The 25,072-nt window shown below is 31.1% G+C and carries 20 protein-coding genes, 1 tRNA gene and 1 pseudogene; 12 read left to right on the plus strand and 10 right to left on the minus strand.

The window, feature by feature from the left end; all coding sequences use genetic code 11:
- Window positions 1-1,575: 1,575 nt before the first annotated feature.
- The 3 genes and pseudogenes from B4J88_RS15255 to B4J88_RS00820 all read right to left on the minus strand — a co-directional run.
- A pseudogene (locus B4J88_RS15255) lies at window positions 1,576-2,076 on the minus strand (ATP-binding protein); the annotation flags it as partial.
- A complete protein-coding gene (locus B4J88_RS00815) occupies window positions 2,069-3,289 on the minus strand; it encodes a DNA cytosine methyltransferase (protein ID WP_291065897.1) in 1,221 nt (406 codons plus the stop codon). The pseudogene B4J88_RS15255 and the gene B4J88_RS00815, both read right to left, overlap by 8 nt.
- A gap of 404 nt (window positions 3,290-3,693) precedes the next feature.
- Window positions 3,694-3,834: a hypothetical protein gene (locus B4J88_RS00820; RefSeq protein WP_291065898.1), complete on the minus strand. Its 141-nt coding sequence runs from the start codon at window positions 3,832-3,834 to the stop codon at window positions 3,694-3,696.
- A gap of 461 nt (window positions 3,835-4,295) precedes the next feature.
- On the opposite strand from B4J88_RS00820, the gene B4J88_RS00825 reads away from it, so the two are divergent.
- Both B4J88_RS00825 and B4J88_RS00830 read left to right on the plus strand, forming a co-directional pair.
- The gene (locus B4J88_RS00825) at window positions 4,296-4,466 is read left to right on the plus strand and encodes a hypothetical protein (RefSeq protein ID WP_291065900.1); all 171 of its coding nucleotides are present in this window, start codon (window positions 4,296-4,298) and stop codon (window positions 4,464-4,466) included.
- Complete coding sequence (locus tag B4J88_RS00830; protein ID WP_291065901.1) at window positions 4,441-5,964, plus strand: recombinase family protein; 1,524 nt, start codon at window positions 4,441-4,443, stop codon at window positions 5,962-5,964. The genes B4J88_RS00825 and B4J88_RS00830 overlap by 26 nt, the downstream gene beginning before the upstream one ends.
- Here the strand turns inward: B4J88_RS00830 and B4J88_RS00835 are convergent.
- Window positions 5,955-6,039: transfer RNA gene (locus B4J88_RS00835), tRNA-Ser, on the minus strand. The genes B4J88_RS00830 and B4J88_RS00835 overlap by 10 nt on opposite strands.
- 339 nt (window positions 6,040-6,378) lie before the next feature.
- Between B4J88_RS00835 and B4J88_RS00840 the strand changes: the two genes are divergently transcribed.
- The 3 genes from B4J88_RS00840 to B4J88_RS00850 all read left to right on the plus strand — a co-directional run bounded on the left by B4J88_RS00840 (window position 6,379) and on the right by B4J88_RS00850 (window position 11,280).
- Window positions 6,379-7,818, plus strand: coding sequence for a glyceraldehyde-3-phosphate dehydrogenase (locus B4J88_RS00840; protein WP_291065903.1), 1,440 nt, complete (start codon window positions 6,379-6,381; stop codon window positions 7,816-7,818).
- Between the two features lie 181 nt (window positions 7,819-7,999).
- Window positions 8,000-10,999, plus strand: coding sequence for a hypothetical protein (locus B4J88_RS00845; protein ID WP_291065905.1), 3,000 nt, complete (start codon window positions 8,000-8,002; stop codon window positions 10,997-10,999).
- A 65-nt stretch (window positions 11,000-11,064) separates the two neighbouring features.
- Window positions 11,065-11,280 carry a hypothetical protein gene (locus B4J88_RS00850; protein WP_291065907.1) on the plus strand — a complete coding sequence of 72 codons (216 nt, stop codon included), beginning with the start codon at window positions 11,065-11,067 and terminating at the stop codon, window positions 11,278-11,280.
- 51 nt (window positions 11,281-11,331) lie between these two features.
- Here the strand turns inward: B4J88_RS00850 and B4J88_RS00855 are convergent, their stop codons facing one another.
- A complete protein-coding gene (locus B4J88_RS00855) occupies window positions 11,332-12,369 on the minus strand; it encodes a hypothetical protein (protein WP_180904915.1) in 1,038 nt (345 codons plus the stop codon).
- Window positions 12,370-12,473: 104 nt separating this feature from the next.
- Between B4J88_RS00855 and B4J88_RS00860 the strand changes: the two genes are divergently transcribed.
- Window positions 12,474-13,985, plus strand: coding sequence for a carbon-nitrogen hydrolase family protein (locus B4J88_RS00860; protein ID WP_219034775.1), 1,512 nt, complete (start codon window positions 12,474-12,476; stop codon window positions 13,983-13,985).
- Window positions 13,986-14,157: 172 nt separating this feature from the next.
- Here B4J88_RS00860 and B4J88_RS00865 read toward each other — a convergent pair whose 3' ends face one another.
- Both B4J88_RS00865 and B4J88_RS00870 read right to left on the minus strand, forming a co-directional pair.
- Window positions 14,158-15,414, minus strand: coding sequence for a DUF3748 domain-containing protein (locus B4J88_RS00865; protein WP_291065909.1), 1,257 nt, complete (start codon window positions 15,412-15,414; stop codon window positions 14,158-14,160).
- A 442-nt stretch (window positions 15,415-15,856) separates the two neighbouring features.
- Window positions 15,857-16,369 carry a gamma carbonic anhydrase family protein gene (locus B4J88_RS00870; RefSeq protein ID WP_125348841.1) on the minus strand — a complete coding sequence of 171 codons (513 nt, stop codon included), beginning with the start codon at window positions 16,367-16,369 and terminating at the stop codon, window positions 15,857-15,859.
- Between the two features lie 59 nt (window positions 16,370-16,428).
- Between B4J88_RS00870 and B4J88_RS00875 the strand changes: the two genes are divergently transcribed.
- Complete coding sequence (locus B4J88_RS00875) at window positions 16,429-17,310, plus strand: NifU family protein (RefSeq protein ID WP_125348840.1); 882 nt, start codon at window positions 16,429-16,431, stop codon at window positions 17,308-17,310.
- A 70-nt stretch (window positions 17,311-17,380) separates the two neighbouring features.
- Here the strand turns inward: B4J88_RS00875 and B4J88_RS00880 are convergent, their stop codons facing one another.
- From B4J88_RS00880 to B4J88_RS00890, 3 genes are all read right to left on the minus strand, one after another.
- Window positions 17,381-17,956, minus strand: coding sequence for a hypothetical protein (locus B4J88_RS00880; RefSeq protein ID WP_114999765.1), 576 nt, complete (start codon window positions 17,954-17,956; stop codon window positions 17,381-17,383).
- 84 nt (window positions 17,957-18,040) lie between these two features.
- Entirely contained in the window at window positions 18,041-18,823 is a 783-nt protein-coding gene (locus tag B4J88_RS00885; protein WP_114999766.1) for a hypothetical protein, read from the minus strand.
- A 36-nt stretch (window positions 18,824-18,859) separates the two neighbouring features.
- Complete coding sequence (locus tag B4J88_RS00890; RefSeq protein WP_291065911.1) at window positions 18,860-19,879, minus strand: isoaspartyl peptidase/L-asparaginase family protein; 1,020 nt, start codon at window positions 19,877-19,879, stop codon at window positions 18,860-18,862.
- 114 nt (window positions 19,880-19,993) lie between these two features.
- Here B4J88_RS00890 and B4J88_RS00895 point away from each other — a divergent pair, with 114 nt between their 5' ends.
- The 5 genes from B4J88_RS00895 (at window position 19,994) to B4J88_RS00915 (ending at window position 25,001) form a co-directional block, all read left to right on the plus strand.
- On the plus strand, window positions 19,994-21,028 hold the full coding sequence (locus B4J88_RS00895; protein ID WP_291065913.1) for an AI-2E family transporter: 1,035 nt from the start codon (window positions 19,994-19,996) through the stop codon (window positions 21,026-21,028).
- Window positions 21,029-21,051: 23 nt separating this feature from the next.
- Window positions 21,052-21,483: an acyl-CoA thioesterase gene (locus B4J88_RS00900; protein WP_180904766.1), complete on the plus strand. Its 432-nt coding sequence runs from the start codon at window positions 21,052-21,054 to the stop codon at window positions 21,481-21,483.
- A gap of 92 nt (window positions 21,484-21,575) precedes the next feature.
- Entirely contained in the window at window positions 21,576-22,061 is a 486-nt protein-coding gene (locus tag B4J88_RS00905; RefSeq protein WP_291065915.1) for a SixA phosphatase family protein, read from the plus strand.
- Window positions 22,058-24,124: a polyphosphate kinase 1 gene (gene ppk1, locus B4J88_RS00910; RefSeq protein ID WP_291065917.1), complete on the plus strand. Its 2,067-nt coding sequence runs from the start codon at window positions 22,058-22,060 to the stop codon at window positions 24,122-24,124. The genes B4J88_RS00905 and ppk1 overlap by 4 nt, the downstream gene beginning before the upstream one ends.
- Window positions 24,114-25,001 (plus strand): Ppx/GppA phosphatase family protein, encoded by an 888-nt coding sequence (locus B4J88_RS00915; protein WP_291065918.1) that lies wholly within the window; start codon window positions 24,114-24,116, stop codon window positions 24,999-25,001. The genes ppk1 and B4J88_RS00915 overlap by 11 nt, the downstream gene beginning before the upstream one ends.
- The last annotated feature ends 71 nt before the right edge of the window (window positions 25,002-25,072 follow it).

Consider the following 25,072-nt stretch of genomic DNA (forward strand, 5'->3'; position numbering starts at 1 on the left):
ATTTTTGAAATCGGTTTATCTTGCTTTCAAAGAATCGACCAAAAAATGGACAATTCCCATCCATTATTGGGGTTTGATTTTAAACCAATTTATGCTTATTTTTGAAGAAAGGCTAAGATTATAAAAATCCAAGCCGTCACTTCTAAACTTACACACTTCTTGTGATAGTGTCGCATCATCACTTAATGTTTTTCTTGTTGCATTTAGATATTGATTTTTTTTAGTTTCAATATCTAGTTTATCTGAAACATCTTTTCGTTTTTCTTCTTCTTCTTTAGCTTTTTGCTCCGCTTTAAATTTTGCAAGTTCTGCTAAAGCTCTTTCTTTTTCTTTCCTTTCAGTTTCAACTTCTGCTTTTAATCTTTTATCTTTCTCTTCTTTTTGTTTTTTTTCTGCCTCAGCTCTTTTTATTGCTTCTTCCTTTGCTTTTATCTCAGCTTCAATTCTTCTTTTGCGTTCTTCTTCTTCTCTTGCTAAAGCCTGTTCCTTTTCATTAACTATTTTATTAAAGTTATCTTCGGTTAACTTAATTTGATTTAGTAAATCTTTATCATTTGTTCTTTCTGCAATTTTTTCTAAATCGGTAATGAATTTAGGTTGTACATCATCTAGTCTTTCATTTACCAGATTAACTAAGTCTTTGTTATAGTTGATAATTTTAATATTCTTATCGTCACTTAAAGATTTAATAAGATTAACAAAATCAATCTTACTGCCTAAATTATTAAGTGCATCCTCGTAGGAATCTTTATCTTTATCTTCAGAAAGATTACTACGTAATTTATCAGCAAGTTCTGTATCAAGAAAATAATTTTTTCTTCTAAAACCTTCACCCCAAAGCACACCAACAACATACCTCTCTAATCTTTTTAGTGCTTTATCAGTAAAGATTTCAAAGAGTTTAATTTTACCTATAGATTCTACTAATCCTCCATTTCGGCTTGAAACTTCTTTAAATTCGTCGTTTTTATCAGTAGTTAAATCAACCCTTCCAAATAGATCTCTTGTACCAAGAAAACGATTATATCCTTGTTGTTTCCTTGTATCTATTTCCCAGCTATCATCTCCAACATTTCCATAGGGTTGTACCCTAAATCCATTTTTGTAAAGAAATACATTTCCGTAATTTACAGGTTCAATATCCATTAACTTACCAAAGTTAATCTTCGCGCTTCGGTTTAAGAAATACAAGTTTATCTCTAAATCATCTATTAAATTGCTAAAAAGATTAACTTCCTCAATATGATATATTAAAACTCCTCTATCAAGTACTTTTGTACTTATTATCTCATCGGTAACTTTCAACTCTAATTGAGTAGTTTTTAAATCTAAAACCTTTAAAATGTTATTTCCAATAACACCATTCAGTCCAGAAGCTTGTAATTCATTTAAATAGTCCAGTCCTGAAACTTCAATTTCAATTAAAAAATCTTTTTCGTTAGAAAAAGGGTTTATCAACTTCTCTAATGATCTTTTTAATTCAATTAGCTTCCGCTCCTCCCATTTAGAATTTAATTTTTTAATATGTAAAATTGTTCCATGATTTCTCTGTTTAGGAAATAATGAAATATTTTCAATTTCTTCAAACGGCACATTAATATCACTAAAACTTTGTTTTGCATCTTTTTCAAATGCTTCCCAATCCACTTCAACTTTAAATGTCTGATTGGAATCACTTTTAGACGTAATAAGTTCTAATTCATTTCCTAGTCTATCACAAGAAAATCGACCAACACCTTTAGCTCCCGCGTAAAATCTTCTAGATTTCAAGTTATTAAGATGTGAATCTCTTTTCAAATCATTATCTTCTGTATTGTCTTTTTTTGCAGAATAAGCAACGGCAAACCATTTCTTTACTAAATCATCTTTAGACATTCCTTTTCCATTGTCAGCAATGATTATTTCATCTTTTTTAAAAATGATTTTCACATAATCTGCATAAGCATCATAAGAATTTTTTACAAGCTCATATATCGCAATAAAATCATCAGTAATCAAATCTCTACCGATGATATTTTTCATCCCTGTCTTTACATCAAACTGTAGAAACCCTTTATCAAACTCCTTATTACCCATTTAAAAAATTTTGTAAAATTATACCTGCTTGTTCAGCAAATAATGGCGGAATGGCATTTCCTATTTGTGAATATCTAGGGACTTCTTGTTTTCTTAATTTTCCTCCCGTAGTATATTTTCCTTGAAATTTATACCAATCAGGAAAAGATTGTAAACGCGCATATTCACGAACCGTCATAATCCTTGGTTCTAAATAATGAATATAATCGTCTGGTAATGTTGTAATTGTTGGACTACAGGCATTTGCAGAAAGAGGTATGATAGTGTGTTTTTTTATATTGTACGTTTCTCTAATCTCCTTCGAAATATCAAGATTTCGTCTACTTGCAGTTAATTCTAAAATATTGCGGAATTTAGCTACAGTTGTAGGTTGATGTTTTGCAAAACGATGGCTATCAGGAATAGGGCTTTTAGTATTTTTTCTAATATATTTTTGATACTTGGATGTTGCATCTCCATAATATGCCGAATTGAAACCTGGAGAATCCAACGATTCTACTAAACCATTGCTTTGATGTAAATCTGAGATTGCATCTTGAACAGTATTAAATACGCCTATTTTCTTCGATTTTAAAAAAGAAAATTTATTTTTTTCTAAATCTGAATAAAAAGAATCGGCTAATTCTTGAGATGCATTAGGCAATATTTTCTTTACTCCTACTAAAATAAATCGTGTTCTTTTCTGAGGTACACCATATTCAGAGAAATTAACTAACTTTCCTTGTACGTAATACCCAAGTTTATCTAAGCTTTCTAAAACAATTTTAGAGTATGCAATACCTTTTTCTTTATTTTTCTTAAATTCCATCGTAAAACCTTTCACGTTTTCGAAGAAAATTAAATCAGGCTCTACTAAACTAACAAATTCAATGTAAGAATTAATTAGATTATTTCTTTCATCAGCTTCATTTCTTCTTCCTGCCATAGAAAAACCTTGACACGGAGGACCTCCAGCTATTAAATTTACTTTTCCTTTAAGCTTTTCTAATTCTTTTTTATGGTTTTTTAAAACTTCATTGATATCGTGAGCAGATTGAAGTAACCAAGTTGGCCAATCAAAATGTTTTTTATTTTTGATTAAATTAAACTCTAAAGTTTTAAAAGCATCTGGATTTTTTTCTATTGCGAAAATGCCTGACCATTTAGAATTATGTAATCCTAATGATAAACCTCCACATCCCGAAAATAAATCTATGTATTTTAAATCACTCATTTATGTGCTAAATAATGTACAAAATTAATTAAAATATAGCTCTTTAAATTTAATATTACTAATATACTTCAAATTAATAAAATCAATATAACGTTTAAAGAAATAGTTGTATTAATTAATATATAGAGTAATTAGTTGTATGTTTTTACTTTAATATATGATAAGAGTCTATAAATAATAATGAAAAATTTCTCATAAAACACCTTCCAACTAAAAAAATTATTATCCTAATAATTCAATTGGTATTATTTATATTGTTCTTTCTTATTTCATATTTTTTTATAAAGTTAGATATTAGATTATTGTTTAAATTACGGTTTCCCGTATTATTAGATAGATTTATTAAAATTATTTTACTAAAAAAGTATTCGCCACTTTTTTGTGACGAATACTAATTTTTAGAATTAATCTCCAGGTTTGTGTTTATGAGGTTTTAATCCTGGATGTTTGGGTTGATTAGAAGGCGTTACTCTTCTCCTTTTATCAGGAGTTCCATCAGGTTTACTAGGTTTTGGGCCTGGTTTGATTGCTAAAATTGAAATCATTGTCAAATAATTTAGAATTAATAATACCAAAAGTAAAAAACTATAATGCCATATAATGACGCTAATTAACAATAGTTTAGCAAAAATAAAAGAAACATTAAACAAAGAGGGAATAGATTTCATTGAAAAAATTCATAATCACTTTTACAAGGAATAAAAACATCACATAATAACTAAGTTTTCGTCTTGCCTAGAGGGCATGAGATCAAAGCTTGTTGAACGGAACCAGAGTTAGCTTTTAATTTTTATGGAGTTATCAAAGTTTAGTTTTAAACTACACAAGCAGTATTTTTAACGATTACTGCTTTTTTTGTGCTTACTTGGAATGCGAAGTAATGAAAACCAATACCTGACATATAGCTCCAACAAATGCCTATTTATAGCTACTTCATCATTTAGAACTACTTTTTATTAAACGATTCAAATGTTTAAAAACTTTATGAATAATAAAGACTAAGATAATGAAGAAAGGTGATGGATATTTAAAAATAACTGATAATCAAAAAGATAATATTGATGTAAATCAAAAAAGACTAGCTAAGAAGGAAGAAAAAGTTGTAAATTTGATTATAGAGATCATTTTATCTACCACTTTAAAGGAATACTATGAAAAGAGCAATAAGATACCTTAGGTTTAGTCAGCTCGGACAGAGTAATGGTTCAATAGAACGACAAGAACTTTATACTGATCAATGGTTAGAATTTAATGAAATTAAATTAATAGACACTTTTATTGATCGTGGTAAAAGTGCTCGCACATTTGATCGTCCAGATTTTATTAAACTCAAAGACTTTATTAAGAAACATTACAAAACAGTTGATTATCTTCTTGTCGACCAATTGGATCGTTTTAGTCGCGATGCAGGTGAAGCGATGAGTATGGTGAAATTGCTTCAGAAAAAATACAACATTCAAGTTGTAAGCGTTACAGAGGGAATAATCTTCGATTACGACACGCCTGGTAGTTTTTTCAGAGCAGGTTTACAATTACTTCTAGCCGAAGAAGACAACATTAATCGAAGTATAAAAGTAAAAGGCGGTATATATACTGCTAAAGCAAAAGAAGGAAGATTTGTTTTTAAAAATGCTCCATTTGGCTACAGAAAAATCGGTGAACGAAAAGAACGAAAACTAATTGTAGAAGAAACAGAAGCTAAAATTGTCCGCTATATTTATGACGCTTTTCTTAAAAACACGCCACTTTATTTGATAAAAGAAGAAGCTAGAAATCTTGGTTTCACCACTAAAGGAAATATGGCGATTGAACGTGTTCTGAAAAATTCTGTTTATGCTGGATTATTAAAAGTGGAAGCTTATAAAAATTATTCTGGAGGATTATTTGATGCGATACATGAACCAATCATCGATAAAACTTCATGGATGATGGTTCAAGAAAAATTTAAGAATCCAACTAAACAGCGTGTAGTCATAGATGATGAACTTCCATTACGCGGAATATTAAAATGCCATTGTGGAACACCATTATCAGGAGCACCGTCGAGGGGGAAATCAGGAAAATATTTTTACTATTATAAATGCAGACACTCACGACACAATAACATTAGTGCTAAAAAAGCTCATCAACAATTTCTTCAAATTTGTGAGTTAATGAGTTTATCATCTGTTCAACTCAATAAAATTAAATCTGAAACGAATAAATCACTTGAAATCGAGTTGTCAAACAATAGAAAAAAGGTTGTTGAAAAACAAAATCAATTACTAGCAGTTCAAGAGAAATTATTTTCGGTAGAAGAAAAATGGATTAAAAACGAAGTAAGCAAGGATACGTATCAACGTTGGTTTTCTAGTTACAATGATGAAATTATAACTCTTAAAGGGGCAATAGAGCGATATAGTACTGATCAACAAGTTGCTTTTAAAATCTTAGAAAAGAATCTGAACCAATTAACAGATATGAAGTTTGTTTATTCTAAAGCTAATACTTTACAGAAAAAAGAATTTGTAAACATAGTGTTCGACAGCAGTTTACACTATGAAAATGGGATTTATCAAATACCTACAATGATGGATTTATTTTCGAGTAACCATTTGAAAATAAAGGAAGAAAACTTTTTTATTTATACAAAAAAAGAGATTCTAAGTAATAGAATCCCTTTCAGCGGAGAGTGAGGGATTCGAACCCCCGGAGGTGTGACCCTCAACAGTTTTCAAGACTGCCGCATTCGACCACTCTGCCAACTCTCCAACACAGCGTTTATTGCCGTATTGCGAGTGCAAATATAGAACGCTTTTTCGAATTTGCAAATAAAAATTTTTAACAATTATTTTACGAAAACGTTTTCGTAAAATTCAATTCAATTTAAATTAAACAATAAAATAATGGTTAATAGCTACTTATTAGTATTCATAAAATTTAAAATTTCCTATTAAAAATTTATTTTTTTTCTATATTTTAGTATTTTCGTAGGAATAGTTGTGTTTTTATGACAATAATTAGTTTTTGTAAAAAAAATGTACGAAATCGTTATAATTGATTACTTTTGCCAAGAATTAAGTAAATAAACACAAATAAACATTTATTAAATGAACCACTCTTCTTATGATCAACAACTTGCATCTTTCAATGAAATGAGCAAAAAGGTTGTAGAATTCATTAAAATTGTTTCAGATTTATGGTATGATCAATCTGTTGAATTGGTAATTTTCCGTAATCAATTAGTTGATAAAAACGTTAGTGACATCGTAAATCTACATCAGTATGCTGAGGAATTTGTAGAAAAAAAGATTGCTATCGACGATACATTAGCGATTGCTAAAGCTATTTCTGAAGCTAAATTACCAGCTTCTAGACTTGATGTTGGAAAATTAGCTAAAGAATATATTTCTGGGAATTACGCTTCGGCAGAAGCTTTCGTTGAAGAGAAATTAGGTGCAAGCAAAAATGTAAAAAGTGTTGAACCAAAAGACGTTGTTTTATACGGTTTTGGTCGTATCGGACGTTTATTAGCTCGTGAGTTGGCTTCTCAAATGGGAAAAGGTCAACAATTAAGATTACGCGCTGTTGTAACACGTGATAAAAACGATCCTGTTTTGTTAGAAAAAAGAGCTTCTTTGTTACGTCATGATTCTGTTCATGGTGATTTTGATGGAAACGTTGTAGCTGATCACGAAAATAATGCGTTAATCATCAACGGAGTTTCTGTTTACATGATTTCTGCAGCTCAACCAGAAGATATTGATTATACTGCTTACGGAATTAATAATGCTTTAATTATTGATAACACAGGTGTTTTTAAAGATGAAGAAGCGTTATCTCGTCATTTAAAATCTGTTGGTGCTGATAAAGTTTTATTAACAGCGCCAGGAAAAGGTGTTCCGAATATTGTTTACGGTGTTAATCATGAAGAATATAGCCCAGAAAATGTAAATATTTTCTCAGCTGCTTCTTGTACAACAAATGCAATTACGCCTATTTTGAAAGTTGTTGAAGATAATTTAGGTGTTGTAAAAGGACATTTAGAAACAATACATGCGTATACAAACGATCAAAATTTGGTTGATAATATGCACAAAAAATACCGTCGTGGACGTGCTGCTGCTTTAAATATGGTAATTACTGAAACTGGTGCTGGTAGTGCTGTAGCAAAAGCTTTACCAAGTTTAGCAGGTAAATTAACTTCGAATGCAATTCGTGTTCCTGTTCCAAATGGATCTTTGGTTGTCTTGAATTTAGAAGTTAGTAAAGATACTTCTGTAGAAGCGGTAAACAATTTGATGAAAGATGCTGCATTGAACGGAGAATTAGTTGAGCAAATTAAATTTTCGTTGAACAATGAATTGGTTTCTTCGGATATTGTTGGAACTTCTGCTCCGTCGATTTTCGATAGTAATGCGACAATTGTTTCTGCCGATGGTAAAAATGTTGTGATGTATGTTTGGTATGATAACGAATATGGATACAGTCACCAAGTAATGCGTTTAGCAAAACACATTGCAGGTGTTAGAAGATATACATACTATTAATAGTATTTTTTCCCTTTATTTAAAATTAATCCGTTAACATTTATTTGTTAGCGGATTTTTTTTGTAGGATATTCATTTAAAAATACTTAAGTAAATTTTATGTATTATTTTTGTTAATGTTATATTAATATTAGTTTAGAAAATTAACTTTTTTTAAAAAAAACTTAAAACAATTTATCGTATGAAAAAACTTTACTTTTTTAAATCATCCTTATTAACATTATTGTTATCAGGATTTGCTTTTGGACAGGGAACAGAAACTTTTGAGTCCCAAACAGCATTAAGTAGTTCTTATGCAACAGGATCATTTACTGGAGAAACAGGAGGAATTGTATGGAATTATACAAATGCAAGAAATGAAAGTACATATCCAATCACAAATAAAGGAATCCTATTTCAAGCTTCAGGAAATACATTAGAAACTACAATTTCTAATGGAATCGGAAAATTATCTTTTGATGTCAGAAAAGCTTTTACTGGAGGTTCAAATAATAGAAAGATTGAAATCTTAGTAGATAACGTAGTTGTTTTTACTTCTCCTACTTTTGGTACAACTAGTACCGATACAACTATTCACAATTATGAAGTAGAAATAAACAAAACAGGAGTAGTAACTGTAACTTTTAGAAATGCAGGACCACAACTTACTTTAGATAATATTTCTTGGACTGCTGCTGGAGTAGCAACGGAAAAACCAGTTGTGTCTCCACGAACAATTACAGGAACTTATGGTGTATTGTTGTCTGATGGAGCTGTGACAGCGACTAATAACCCTACCTCTTGGGCGCAAACGGGGACATTACCTTTAGGAATTACATTTGATAATGGTGTTTTCTCAGGTACACCTGAACAACCAGGAACATTTATAGCACAGTTAACAGCCACAAATCAATATGGAACTTCTGACCTGGCTAATGTAACTTTTGAAATAGCAAAAGCAAATCAAACAGTCAATTATACTTTTGAGCATTTGACTCAAAGCCAAGGAACTACTTTTTCTGGTTTACCATCACAAACAGATCAAGGGTTAAATATTGTATATACTTCTGCTAATAATTCTGTTGTTTCTACAAATGGAAATATGTTATCTTTTGACGCACTTGGTTCTACAACTATTACTGCAACTGCCGTTAGTAATAATAATTATAACGAATTTAATACAACTTTTGATGTTTCAGTAACAGATCCAAATGCAACGTATTGTTTTGAAGAAGACTTTGAAGGTGTATCAGGAAATAACACATCGACAACAGGTTCATCAGTAAGTTGGAATGGGAATTCTAATTTTCCTACTGTAGCTACTGTTTATCAAGCAGGAAATGCTATTAGGTTAGGTTCAAGTAATAACAAAGGGGGGATAACATCAAAAGTGTTAGATCAAATAGCTGGTAATGTAACAGTTTCTTTTGATGTAAAAGGCTGGACAACAATTGAAGGAAGTGTCAATGTTACATTAGGTTCAGAAACTAAAAATGTTGTTTATACGTCAAAAATGGCAGATAATTTCGAAACACAAACTGTAAGTTTTGAAAACGTAGCTGCTGGTTCTACTTTAAAATTAGAAACATCGGCAAAAAGAGCATTTATTGACAATGTTAAAATTCAATGTTCAACAGCTGAAAACTCTACAACTTGGGACGGAACTGCATGGTCTAATGGAACGCCGGATCTTACAAAAGATGTAATCATCAAAGGTAAAGTAACAGTTGATACGCAATTAGAAGCTAAAACGTTTACAGTTTCAGATGCTGGAGGTTCAGTTGTCGTAAAGTCAGGTGCTCGTTTAATCGTTGATGGGAAGATCGACAATCAAGCTGGTCTTACAGGATTAGTTGTAGAAAATGGTGGTAATTTAATCCAAAATCAAAACGTTGCTAACTCAGGAGCAATTACAGTTAACCGCGATAGTAAATCGATGGTTCGTAATGATATGACGTTCTGGTCTTCTCCGGTTCAGCAGGAAGCATCGCAACAAACTATACGTTCATTCTCTCCGGAAACATTATACAATCGTTTTTGGACATATAATGAAACAACAGATGAATTTACTCAGATTTTAACTTCAGATACAGACTCAAAATTATTTGAACCAGGTAAAGGGGTTTCTATCCGTGTTAAAAACACTTTACCAACAGGGCAAAATACAATTCATAATGGTGCATTTTTAGGTGTTCCGTTCAATGGAGATATAACAGTTCCTGTTCAATTTACAGCAAATGGATACAATTTAGTTGGTAACCCTTATGCTTCTAACATTAATGTGGAAAAATTCTTATTAGCAAATGAGAATGTTAATTCATTATATTTCTGGACACATCAATTCCCTGTTGGTTCTTCAGAATATGCAAATAATTATGCCGCATTCAACGTTGTAGGTGGTGTTATTCCTGATTTGTCAAACATTTCTGTTGGACAAGGATTTATCGTAGGACTTTCTCAAGCTACACCTACAGTTAATTTTAACAATACAATGAGAACTTCGCAAGATGCATTTTTCTATAAAAATTCAATTGCAGAGAAAAACAGAATTTGGTTAAGTTTATCAAAAGAAAGTAAAACAATTAGCCAAATTTTATTAGCTTATATGGATGGAGCTACAAACGATGCGGATAATCAAATTGATGCAAAAGTGATGCAAAGAGGATCTTCAGCAATCTACTCATTGATTAATAATGAAGCATATGCAATCCAAGGACGTAGCTTACCTTTTAAAACTGATGATGTCGTAAAATTAGGTTTTGAAACTTTAGAGCAAGGAAATTACACAATCAATATAGAGAAAGCTGATGGGTTGTTTGAAAAAGGACAGATTGTTTATTTAAGAGATAAAGAGTTAAATCAAGTACATAACTTATCAGAATCAGCTTATTCATTCACTTCTAAAGCAGGAATATTTGATACTCGTTTTGAACTTGTGTATACAAATAAAACATTAGGTACAGATGAATTGTCAAAAGAAAATGTTATTGTTTATACTAAAAACAATACAATTGTAGTGGATGCAAAACAAAATAAAATTTCTTCGGTAGAGTTGTATGATATTCAAGGAAGAAAAATATTTGTGAAAAATAACATTCGTGCAAGTGTTTACCAAGTTGAATCTTCTGCAAAAGGAATTTTAGTTATAAAAGTTCTGACTGAAGACGGAAAAGTTAAGACTCAAAAAGTTGTAAACAAATAATTTAACATCTAATAAAATAGTACAATATGAAAAATATAAAACAAATTATCTTAGTTGCAGGAGTTTTGCATTGTTCAATAGGTCTATCTGCTCAAGAAAATAAGATTTCGTTCTTTGAATCAACTAATCAAAATGAAAGTTCTGCTAGACCAGGAACCGGTGGTGGTGGAACAGATGTTGAAGATGCTGATCCAGCACCAATCGATGATTATTTACCATTATTGGTAATAGGGGCAGGATTGGTTGCTTTACGTTTCAGAAAGCAGTTATTAAAAAACTAATTTCTAAATTATATAAAAAAAGAAAGCTTCTCTATTTTTGAGAAGCTTTTCTTATTTTATCTGTTCCAAACTATTCGCAATTGCTTTATATAGAACTTCACCCATTCTTTCACAATTTTCGTAAGATTGATCTTTATAAAACTTTGCAAAACCAGTTCGTAATTGTGCAACATTTTCTGGTTTAGAAATATGATCATTTTTCATGATTTTCATTAAATCACGAAAACGTTTCGAACTATTCGAAATTCTTTTCGAAATCAAGGATTTTACTTCTTTTCTATATTGATCGACAGAATTTGGTTTCAAGCGATTATTCACCAAATCAACCATAATTTTATTTTCTTTGAAATACTGTGGTCGATAAATTTTTAAATTTCCTTCATAACATTGTTGATCGAAATCTATTGGTCGAATTCTATAGATAACTTGATCAAAATCGTGAATTGGAATCACCACATAATTATACGATCGCATATCACCTAAAAGACCAATAAAACAGCGTTCATTGAACTTTACAAACTCTTTTGCAATCTGATTTTTCTCTAAATCATTACATTTATCCAAATAATTTTTGATAAAAACATCTCCTGGAATTCCTAAAATATGCTCTTCAATCAATGTATTTTTGTAGACCAAAAAATTGATTCGATGTGGAGACAAAATATCTTCTAATTCTAAACCATAAATACGCGAAGCATCTGCTTTTTTGATGTAAAAATTGGTATAATTATCATTCAAAATATTACGAACCCGAATACGAAAAGGTTTCGAATTTCCGAACGTACAATAATCAATAGAATCAACAACAAGATAAGGCAAAGACTCCTCATCTCCGTCTGAATGTAAGTAGGTGTAAATTCTGTTTAGACTATCTTGAATTTCCTGATGTTCCGAGTCGGTATAATAAACACCTAACCAATGCGTATCATTTCCTTCCTTATCTTCCAATGCTACACAACCCGAAAAACGCATCAAATCATCATATTCTACACTCGCTTTTGTTTTGCGATGATATTTCTCTAAATAATGATTTAATTCGTCACTCACAGGATAAATAGGCTTTCTAAACTCTATTTTTACATCTTTCATTTCATGCTTATTAGTCTATACGAAGATAGGTCTAAATTTATTTTTTAAAATTGTTTATTGGATTAATATTTGCTAAATTCAAACATAATCTAAATCTAAATAAAATGAATATTCAGGTCAGAAATTTGACTCTTGAAGATTATAGTGATTTGACTGAATCTACAAAAGAAGCCTATCACAATCAGCTTGGAACTTGGACTGTCGACGAAATTAAAGAATTATTAGCTATTTTTCCGCAAGGTCAACTTTGTGTTGAAGTGGATGGAAAAGTTGTTGCTTCGGCATTAAGTATTGTGGTTAATTCGAAAAAAACGAATATCGAATCGAATTATGATACGATAACATCTAATGGTAAATTTTTAAAACATGATCCAGAAGGTGATGTAATGTATGGAATTGAAGTTTTTGTTCATCCAAATTATCGTCAATTGCGCTTGGGAAGACGTTTATATGACGAACGTAAAGCGCTTTGTGAAGAAATGAATCTAAAATCAATTGTAGCTGGTGGACGTATTCCAAATTATCATAAATATTCGCAAGAATTATCTCCTAGACAATATATAGAAAAAGTAAAAAGTAAAGAAATTTATGATTCAACTTTAGCTTTTCAGATTTCGAATGATTTTAATGTTAAAAAAATCTTGAAAAATTATCTGAAAGATGATAAAGAATCCTTAGAATACGCCACTTTATTAGAATGGAATAATATCTATTACGAACCTGAATTGAAATCTAATTCACCGACAAAACGTACTATTCGTCTTGGTTTGGTGCAATGGCAAATGCGTTTATTTAATGGTTTACAAGATTTTTATGATCAAATTGAGTTTTTCGTAAGTGCGGTAAGCGATTATGGCTCTGATTTTATTATGTTTCCAGAATTTTTCAATTCGCCGTTGATGAGTCCATATAATCATTTGAAAGAGATTGAAGCGATGCATCAATTAGCAACGATGACGGACGATATTGTGAAGAAAATTCAAGAATTTGCAATTACATATAATGTCAATATTATTTCAGGATCTATGCCTCATCTAAAGGAAGGAAAACTATATAATACGTCATTTTTATGTCATCGTTCGGGGAAATTAGATTCGTATAGTAAAATACACATTACACCAAATGAGTTCAAATATTACGCATTGAATGGTGGCGATGAAATAAAAGTTTTTGATACCGACTGCGGAAAAGTAGGTTTACTAATTTGTTATGATGTCGAATTTCCTGAATTGAGCCGTATTTTAGCCGATCAAGGAATGGAAATTTTATTTGTTCCATTTATGACTGATACGCAAAATGGTTATACGCGAGTACGTAGTTGTGCGCAAGCTCGTGCAATAGAAAATGAGTGTTATGTGGCTATTGCAGGCTCTGTGGGAAATTTACCGCGTGTGAATAATATGGATATTCAATATTCACAATCGGCAGTTTTCACACCTTCAGATTTCTCTTTTCCAAACAATGGAGTTAAAGCAGAAGCAACTCCGAATACAGAAATGGTACTGATTTCAGACGTTGATCTTTATCTTCTAAAAGAGTTGCATGAGTATGGAACTGTAAAAACGATGAAAGACAGACGCAAGGATTTGTATGAAGTAAGACTAATAAAAACATAAAAAAAACCTCCAAATTGGAGGTTTTTTTTAGTTCTTATTCCCATTGGTTAGACTCGAATAAGAGCATAGACCTTAGGTTCGGTTAAGTATCTGTACTAAAATTAGAAATATTTTTTATAAGGGACAAATATTTTTTAGAAAACTTTGAACTTTAACATATTTCAATTTTGTTTTATAACTCTAATTCGAAGATTTGAATAAACTTTTCATTGAAATTATTTGAAACAAATTGATTAAAATAGATTTTTTTTCCATCGTTAGAAAAATGCGGAATTCCCGTTAATTCATTATTGATTTTTTGAACTTGATAGATTTGTTTAGATTTTTTTTCGGTTAAATCATTTAGATATATTTTATCGTTAACAAAATAAATAGCATATTTTCCGTTTGGTGAAAGATTGAATGGAGAGGTAATCGAATTTTCTAAAAAAGAATATTGAATAATTTCATTCGAAACTAAATTTACACCAAATAATTGCGTTTTATCGAATTCATCTTCCATCAAAAAATAGATGATTTTTCCGTCTGGTGAAGAACGTAACCAATGTCTAAAATTGCTAATTCCATTTTGAGTAAAAGTGATTCGTTTTTGCGAAATACAGCTTGGCACATCTGGCAAAGTAGTTAAAGTTCCTTTTAAATTATCGTTTTCATCAAACCTTATTTCATTTGGAATTTCAGCAATAAAAATTTCCGTTTTCAAATTCCCTTTTTCATCACGCACATGTCCCTGAAATGCGATATTGTTTGTTGAGTTAATCCAACATTCATCAAAAGCTTTTTCGATTTCATCACTTCCATTTTTAGGATTTATCACTACTCTAGAAACGATAATCGAAAACATTTCACCAAAATTATTCTCTAATGTTTTATCAAAATCAACCTCAACTTTTTTGGGAAACATCATTCCAACCACTCGCTGATCTTTTATACTAGAATTGTGTTTGGATTCTTGTTCCAAGACATAATCGTTGTAAGTAAAACTAATCCAATTCTTCTCTTTTTGCCACGAATGCGAATGTGTTCCTCCACGCAAAGCACCATTTGTAAAGGGAAAATTTATATTTCGAGCATCCATAAAAATAGGCTGATTTGGAAATTCTAAATCAATTGCGACACCTGTCCTTCTTGTTGCCGAATACGGATTTGCTTGATTCGCATTTCGAATACCATGAATAAAAATAACTTTATTCTCAATTTGTGAAAAAGAGGCTGCACCTACTCCAGGACCAAACTCTGTTTGATTATTTGTTGTATAAATAATTTCGGATTCGTAAGTTCTCGTATGAAGTAAACAAATGGAAGAAGTTTCTCCAATTTTTGTATCATCATTTCGTCTATCAAAAACAAGATAATTACCATCAACCGATTGAATTTGATTATGATGAAGCGTATGTCCAAAATCATCATAAGTTAACTGCTTTACCATATCGTATTGTTTAATAATATTTTATTTACTTAATAAACATTTAACAAGCAACTAAAAACGTAATTATTTGATTACTAGAAACATTTCAACATTCTTTATAAAAATTTGTTACAAAACTGCATTTTATTTTTTTTGTCTGGATTAATTATGATTAATAATATACTTTTTTCAATGTTTTTATTTTCCTTAGTATAAGTTTTGTTAAACCTTAAACAACAAAGGTAATATTTAATGAAGATTTTGGAAAATCTACAACCAGAATTGATTCGCAATATGTTCCACAATCTGGAAATGATAACAACAATTGAATAGTTTTACCTCGTATAGACATGTTGTCAATGATATTATTTCTCCTTATCCAAAACAATTGCCTTTTTTGATGGTAAAGTTTGGAATTTCTGGAAGTAGAAAATAAAAGCTCAGTTACAGACTGAGCTTTCTTTTATTTATACCAACTACTATACATCAAATAATTATTGGCGATTCTTTCTATTTCGCCTTCTTTCAATTCTTTTGGAACATCTTTAATTTTTTTCGCTGGAATTCCAGCCCATAATTCTCCTTCTTTTACATGCGTTCCTTTGGTTAAAATTGCACCAGCAGCAATCAAAGAATTAGATTCAACAATGCAATCATCCATCACAATTGCGCCCATTCCAACCAAAACATTATCGTATATTGTACAACCATGTACAATAGCATTATGCCCTATCGAAACGTTATTTCCAATTGTTGTTGGCGATTTTTGATACGTCGCATGTATTGTTGCGTTATCCTGAATATTTACTTTATTCCCCATTTTGATATAATGTACATCTCCACGCACAACTGCTGAAAACCAAATTGAGCAATCATCTCCCATTTCTACCTCTCCTACAACCACAGCATTATCCGCTAAAAAGCAGTTTTCACCGAACTTTGGTGTATGCCCATTTAATTCTTTAATTATTGCCATAACAAAATCTATAATTCTAATGATAAAGATACATTTTTATAGCGTATTTTTGTAGAACTATGAGAGTATACGAAGAAATTACACCAAATAATAATGTGATGAAGTTCGTTTGTGACGAGACTTTAACACAAGGTGGCGTGGAATTCGATAAAGAATCTACAGCTACCGAATCTCCTTTAGCGCAAGTTTTATTGACTATACCATTTATTCAAAAAATATTTATCACAGCGAATTTTGTTGCGATAGAAAAAATAGATGCTGTTGATTGGGCTGATGTTACAGAAGATTTGAAAGAAATTATCAATGAACATTTAGAAGAAAATGCAATTTTAGCACCAATGAAAAAGGCTCCTATTTCTATTTATGCAGAAATGACGCCTAATCCTGCTGCGATGAAATTCGTTTCAAATTCTATGTTAGCGCCAGAAATCATCGAGATAAAATCGAGAGAAAAAGCTGCTGGAGTTCCATTAGCTGTTGCGATTTACAAAGAATATCCTTTTGTTGAAGAAGTTTTTATTGTTGATAATTATGTTTCTTTAACGAAAAACGAAACAGAAGATTGGTCACTTTGGGCGATGGATGTTCGTTCGTTTATTACGAATTATTTACAAGCTGGAGGTCCTGTTTTTGATGAATTTTATGAATTCACAACAGAAGCTCCTGAGCATGTTGTGGTAAAACCTGCTGAAGAGTTTTCTTCTGTTGAGCAACAAATCAAAGCTATTTTAGACGAATATGTTCAACCAGCAGTTGCAAATGATGGTGGAAATATCGAATTAATTGAATTTGATGAAGAAACGCGAACAGCAAAAATGTTATTACAAGGTGCTTGTTCTGGTTGTCCATCTTCTACAGCAACGCTTAAAAATGGTATCGAAGGTATTTTAAAACAAATGATGCCTGATGTTGTAGACAACGTTGAAGCTGTAAATGGATAAGATTAAACACATAGTATCAAAAAAATCCAACTCGTTTTGAGTTGGATTTTTTTTATTTAATATCTCTCGATTATTCATCAAAAAAGTCGATAGAACGGCGATAATTATAAAAAAATAATCTTCTGCGAGCTTCTAAATCATTGACACGAATCGACGAAACATCATCAATCTGAAAATATAAAGAACCTTCGTCTGTTCCTTCCGAACCAATACATTTCAACTCGAAATCATCTTCAGTTAAATTTCGAATAAAACCTGCAAAACGACTATTGTTATTTAATTGAATACGTGTGACATATTCGGTTTGATCATTTATTTCGCCTAAAATTTGACGAACCCAATTTTCTTCTGCTGTTGCATTAAATGTGATTGGATTTTCTTGATCCAAATCGGTGTGATGTTCTTTCAAATAATTGAGACATTTGCAGTAATCATCAACATCTATTCGACTAATTTTGAAATAAGGTTCGATTAAAATTCCATCTTTTTTACCATATTTCGAAATGTGTTGCATCGTAAAAAATTCGTCATTAAAATCTAAAATATATCCAGCCCAAAAATTGTCTCCTTCGGGATCATTGTAAACGGCAATAATTGATTGATTTTCTTTTGAATGTTGTAATATTTTATAGAAGTTAGAATTCATATTTCTTTGGGTTAAAGACTCAAATTACGAATCTTTGTGGATAAAAAAAAGGTTCTTGATTATTTCAAAAACCTTTTCTTACTATTAATTTGCTTTTCGGAAAATCGAAGCTTCATAACTTAATGATTGCCAATCTCCTTTTTGCAGATTATCTAATTTTATTTTTTTGTAGATATTTTCTTCTCCCGCAACTGTTATTGTAAATTGTGTACGATCTAAAATATTTTTTTCAGTAATTGTATAATTAATATCAAATTTCTTTTTTGTCAATTTCTCCACAATTGGTTTTAAATAAGCAATCGCAGCTTCAGAACTTTTGAATTGTTCGTTTTGTGGAAATTGCACATCAAAATATCCTTCGTATGTAAAATCTGGCTCTGTAATAATCAAATTATAAGGATCAGCAAACAAAGCAGGACGCTGTTTTTGATATTCTTTTTCGGTTTTATATTGACGTTTTTCTTCTTTATAAATCAACGGATATTTATCAGCAAGAACAGCTAATTTATCGGCATCATAAGAATATGGAATTCCATCGTGAAAAACATTGTACAACGCAGGATTCACCAACCATTGATCGACAATTTTCTTATCTTTTACCATATAAATCATCACTCCATTATCTTGTGCTTGAAAAGTAGACGATTGATATCCGTACTCCAAAATTGGTTTTCCTAATTGTATAGCCGCAGCATTTTCTAACATAAAATTAAATTTCTCATAAGCCTTTGTTTCATCGCTTAAAGGAGCCATTCCATATACTTTTGTCGAAGCATCTACATTTTTATCATTAATCATAGAGGTTACTTGCGCTGTTGCAAAATTTGCAAGAACAACAGTGGCTGTAAGTAAAATTTGTTTTATCATGTATTGTATATCTTTATTTTAAAATGTGTTCCAAATTTATTGATAAATTTCGATAGTTATCTTACCTGATTGTGTAATACTTCCGCGATACATTCCGGCAGTGTTAAAAGGAAAACTTGCTTGACCATTTTTATCTAAAATAATCATTCCGCCATCGCCTCCTAAATCACCAATTTTCTTGATCACTTCTTCACCAGCTTTTTTCGAAGAAAGTTTTTTGTAATTCATCAAAGCCGCAACATCATATGCCGCAACAGCTTTAATAAAGTATTCGCCCCAACCTGTACTCGAAACACCAACTTCGCTATTTGCATAGGTTCCAGCTCCGATAATTGGCGAATCACCAACACGACGAAAACGTTTGTTTGTCATTCCGCCCGTCGAAGTTCCTGCCGAGATATGACCTTTATTATCCAAAGCAACTGCGCCAACTGTACCAAATTTTTCGTCAACAAAATTGAAAGGAACATACGCATGTGTTTTAGCATCGTGGTCTAATTCCATTTTTTCTTTGTCTTTTTCCAAAACTTTTTGAAGAGAATTCCAGCGTTCTTCCGTTTTGAAATAACTTGGATCAACAATTTCTAAACCTTGATTTTGAGCAAATTCTTCTGCTCCTTTTCCAACCATCATTACATGAGCAGAATTTTGTAAAACAGCTTTTGCTGCTAAAATAGGGTTTTTAATCGTTGTAACTCCAGCCACAGCTCCAGCTTGCATTGTATTTCCGATCATCAACGAAGCGTCTAATTCATTCTTCCCTTCATGTGTAAAAACTGCTCCTTTTCCTGCATTAAACAAAGGTGAATTTTCCATTACTTTTATGGCTTCTATCACTGCATTTTCACTTTCGCCACCCTGTTTGATGACTTCATAACCTTTTGTCAAAGATTCAGCTAAAGCATCTCGGTACGCTTTTTCCTTTTCGGGTGTCATATTTTTTTTCAGAATTGTACCAGCACCACCATGAATTACCAAAACAACTTTGTCTTGTTTCGTTTGTGCATATGTAGAGATTGTCAAAACTGATAAGATTAAACCGACTATTTTTTTCATGTGTAAAATTTTATTCAACGTCTAAAAATAGAAAAGTTTATAGAAATTAACTATTTTTAGCATTGAATTTGATAACGAAATATCAACAACTGTTAATAAACAAATAAATTACCTATGAACTCTAATAAACACTATCTTTCTAACAATGTCTTGTTACAGTTAGCATTTATTGCAATAATACTTTTAGTTTTTGGATTAATTACCAAAAATCTTTTAGCATTTTTCCCTGGATTTCTCGGTGCTTTGTGTTTGTATGTTTTGCTTTTAAATCCTTTGCAATGGCTAGTAAAAGTAAAAAAATGGAACAAATTAGCAAGTGTAATTATCTTAATGATTAGTAGCGCGATTTTGATTATTGGACCTCTTTATTTATTAATTCAAATGTTAACGAATAAAGTAATGGTACTATTAAATGACACAGCTCAAATTAAAACAGATGTCAATAAAATTATTCAAATGTTGCAAACCAAATTTCATATCGATGTGTTTAGTGCAACAAACATTGAAAAAATAACACAAGTTGGAGGTAAATTATTAGAAAAAACACTGAATGCTTCAATGGATATGACAGTTCAGTTGGGTGTTGCTTTCCTTATTTTGTATTTTATGTTGATGAACCATCAAAAACTTGAAAATTGGTTTTACAGAACAATTCCGCTTAAAACAAGTAATTTAGTCAAAATGAACAAAGATTTGAAAGATTTAGTTATTTCAAATGCTGTCGGAATGCCATTAACAGCCTTTCTACAAGCAATAATTGCCTACATTGGATATCTTATATTTGGTGTAGATGATGCGTTTACTTGGTTTATTTTAACCATTTTTGCTGCAATGTTGCCTGTCGTTGGTGCCGCACTTATTTATGTACCTCTTGGACTATTTTTACTTGCAAAAGGTGAAACTGGATCAGCGGTTGGATTATTAATTTATTGCTTTGTAATTGTTGGGCTTTCAGATAATTTAATCCGTTTAGTTTTACAAAAAAAAATGGCAGATGTTCATCCATTAATTACTATTTTTGGAGTAATCGTTGGTTTAAATCTATTCGGATTTATCGGAATTATATTTGGACCTATCTTATTTTCAGTATTCTTTTGGTTAGTCAAATTGTACAAATACGAATTTATTGATCCAAATCCAGAAGATTAATTATTATTAAAAACCAATTAAAAATGAGTATAGAAAACTTTAAATTCTTTAAACCTTTAGAACCACGTTGGAGCGATTTTGATCCAATTGGTCATGTAAATAATGTATTTTATTTCGAGTATTTTCAGACTGGTAGAGCCTATTATATGATGGCTTCGAGCAAAAAATGGCAGTGGACGCATCACATGTTTGTTATTGCGCATATAGAAGCAAGTTACCAAAAAGAATTACGTCCAAATGCGATAGATCCTCGTATTGGTGTGCGTGTATCAAAATTAGGAAACAAGAGTTTCGATTTTGAATATATTGTCACAAGTAAAAGCGAAAATGGCGAAGATGTTATTCATTGTATCGGAAAAAGTACACAAGTAATGTACGATATGGAAGAGAAAAAATCAATGGAATTGCCAGATTGGGTAAAAAATGATTTTAAGAATTACGAAGGTAATCTTTAGAAAATAATCCTAAAAAAATACAACAGTAGTTAAGTCTTTTCGTTAGATAATGATTAGATTTAACTACTGTTTCTTTTTAAACTCGTTGCGTTATGAAAAATTTGTTTTTAATGCGTCATGCAAAAAGTAAATGGAACGAAAATGTTTCAGATCAATTTCGTTCTATCACAGAGATTGGTGAATTCAAAACGAAGAAAATAGCGAATTATATTCATCAAAATTTTGAATTGAAATTTGATAAAATATTTTCGAGCAAAGCAGTTCGAGCAAAAGAAACTTCTCTACTTGTCAAACCTATTTTATTTCCCAATCAAACCATTCATATCGAAGATGATTTGTATACGTTTTCGCATTATTTATTGGATAAATGGATTAGAAATTTAGACAATGAATTGCAAAATGTTCTTATTTTTGGGCATAATCCTGCGTTTACAGATATTACCAATCAGTTAGGAAATGAAATGATTTACAATCTTTCGACTTCTGGATTTGTCTGGATACAGTTTGATTCGGATAATTGGAAATCAATAGAAAAAGGAAAAACCATAAAAATAATTTTACCTAAAGAAATTAAATGAAAAAATATATAAACCGCGAAATCAGTTGGCTTTCTTTCAATGCGCGCGTGTTGCAAGAGGCTTCTGACGAAACAGTTCCATTGTTAGAACGAATTCGATTTTTAGGAATTTATTCGAACAATTTAGATGAATTTTATTCGGTTCGATATTCTACAATTTTACGCTCGATACAGTTCAAAGATGTAGAAATTGTTTATCAAAATATTGTGCCAGATCAAACAGATGAAGAATTGATCGACGAAATCAATGAAATTGTGCGTCAACAGCGCGTTCAGTACGATGATTTGCATAATAAATTGTTCAAAGAATTAGAGAATTACAATATTTTTGTGATTGATGATACGTCGATTCCAGAGAATTATTTAGAATTTATTTCCGAATATTTTTATAACGAATTTATTCATACAGTTGGAGTTTTTATTTTAGATGATATCAAAAAAGCGCCGCCTTTACGCGATGGATCGTTCTATTTAGCGGTAAAAATGCAATTAAAAGACAAAATTCAATATGCACTTTTGATTGTTCCAACGCATTTATTTTCACGTTTTATTGTGCTTCCAAAGTATGATCAAAATACTTACGTCATGTATTTGGAAGATATTATTCGTTTTCATTTGAAAGATATTTTCAAGATGTTTGATTTTGAAACAATTGAAGCTCATTCCATCAAAATTACACGAGATAGCGAACTTGATTTTGATAATGATTTGGAACATAGTTTATTAGAAAAAGTCATTAATAGTTTAGAAAATCGTAAAAAAGGTGTTCCTGTCCGATTAGTTTATGATGCTGAAATTGCACCAGATACGTTGAAGTTTTTCTTGAAAAAATTACGATTAGACGAATATGATAGCATCAATCCGGGTGGAAAATATCACAACAAACGAGATTTGATGAGCTTTCCAAGCTTTGATATTCCAAATTTAACGTACGAAAAAATAAAGCCAATTATTCAGAAAAAACCTTTTGAATATAACAGTTATTTTCAGGCTTTTACGGAAAATGAGGAAATGATGATGGCGCCTTATCATGATTATTCTTTGTTGTTAAAATTTCTTCGTGAAGCCGCAATTGATCCGAAAGTAACCAAAATAAAAATTACTATTTATCGTGTAGCAAAAGATTCGCAAGTGATGCATTCGTTGATAAATGCAGCTATGAACGGAAAAGAAGTAACTGCTGTTTTGGAACTTCGCGCGCGATTTGATGAATCGAATAATGCGATGTGGTCGAAAAAATTGCAAGAAGCTGGTGTGAATGTTATTTTTGGGGTTCCGGGACTGAAAGTACATTCGAAAATTGGTTATATCGAGCGTAAACCAGAAGGAATGTTGGCACAGAAATATGTGTTTATCAGTACAGGAAATTTTCATGCAGGAACAGCAAAAATTTATACAGATTATACGTATTTCACAACCAATCCGGGAATAACAAAGGATGTTGAACAGATTTTTAAATTTTTCGGAGCTAATTATTTAAACTTAACGTACAATCATTTATTGGTTTCACCTTATGGAACGCGTAAAAAAATTGTCAAGATGATTAAACGAGAAATCAAAAATCATCAAGCTGGTTTACCTGCAGAAATCAATATGAAACTGAACAGTTTAAGCGATAAACAAATCATTGATTTATTGTACAAAGCTTCTCAAAAAGGAGTAAAAGTTCGCTTGGTTGTGCGTGGAATAAATTGTTTGATTCCTGGAGTTAAAAATCTTTCCGAAAATATTGAATGTGTCAGCGTTATTGATAAATTTTTGGAACATCCACGTGTGTATTGGTTTAAGAATGCGGGCGATGACAAAGTTTATATTTCATCGGCAGATATGATGGAACGTAATTTGGATAATCGTGTAGAAGTTGCGTGTCCAATCTACGATCATAAATTCAAAAAAATCGTTATGGATACGTTTAATTTGAGTTTTGAAGATAATGTAAAAGGTCGCCAAATAACGGCTGAATCTTCTTTAGAATACAAAAGAAATAATAAAAAACCAAACCGCTCTCAGTTTACGACCTACGAATATTTTAAAAAATTAAACGAACAAGAAAATGAAGATTAGAAAATTAGGAGCAATAGATATTGGATCCAACGCTATGAGATTGTTGATTAATTATGTTTACGAAGAAGAAGGTCGTGCGCCAATTTTTAATAAAACTAGTATTGTGAGAATGCCTATTCGTTTGGGACACGACGTTTTTATTGATGGACAAATTTCCGAAACAAATATAAATCGTATCTGTGATGCTATGTTGTCCTATGCATTAATGATGAAGGTTTATGATATTGAAATCTATAAAGCTTATGCAACTTCTGCCATGCGCGAAGCAAAAAACGGAAAAGATGTTGTAAAAAAAGTGATTAAAAAATCTGGAATTAACATCGAAATTATTGATGGAAAAACCGAAGCTGAATTACTTTTTAATACTGAATTAGGTGATTTTATACAAGACGAAAAAATCTATTTGTATGTAGATGTTGGTGGTGGTAGTACCGAATTAACGTTATTAAAAGATAATAAGGTTTTTACGTCAAAATCCTTTGAAGTAGGAACTGTACGTTTGTTGGAAAATAAAGTTTCACCAAATACTTTTAACGAAATGAAACAATGGATTCACGAAAACATTGGTGATGATGAAGTCGAATTAATTGGTTCTGGTGGAAATATTAACCATGTATACAAATATTCAGGCGTAAAACTGGGAATGCCTTTGAGTAGTGTTTATGTCAAAAAACATTATCAAATTTTACAAACGATGACTGCTGAAGAACGTATGCAGAATTTCAATATGAAACCCGACCGTGCTGATGTAGTGGTTTATGCATTAGAAATTTATAGTAATGTACTAAAATGGTCGCATGCAAAGAAAATTCATGTTCCGAAAATTGGACTTTCGGACGGAATTATTCGAAAAGTATATAAAGATTTAGAAAAATAAATACTTCTATTATAAGGTCAGATTAATCTGGCCTTTTATTTTGATTAAAATTTTATAAAACAAAAAAAGCT

Source organism: Empedobacter sp. UBA5036 (genome assembly GCF_002415215.1).
In the GTDB taxonomy this organism is placed as follows: domain Bacteria; phylum Bacteroidota; class Bacteroidia; order Flavobacteriales; family Weeksellaceae; genus Empedobacter; species Empedobacter falsenii_B.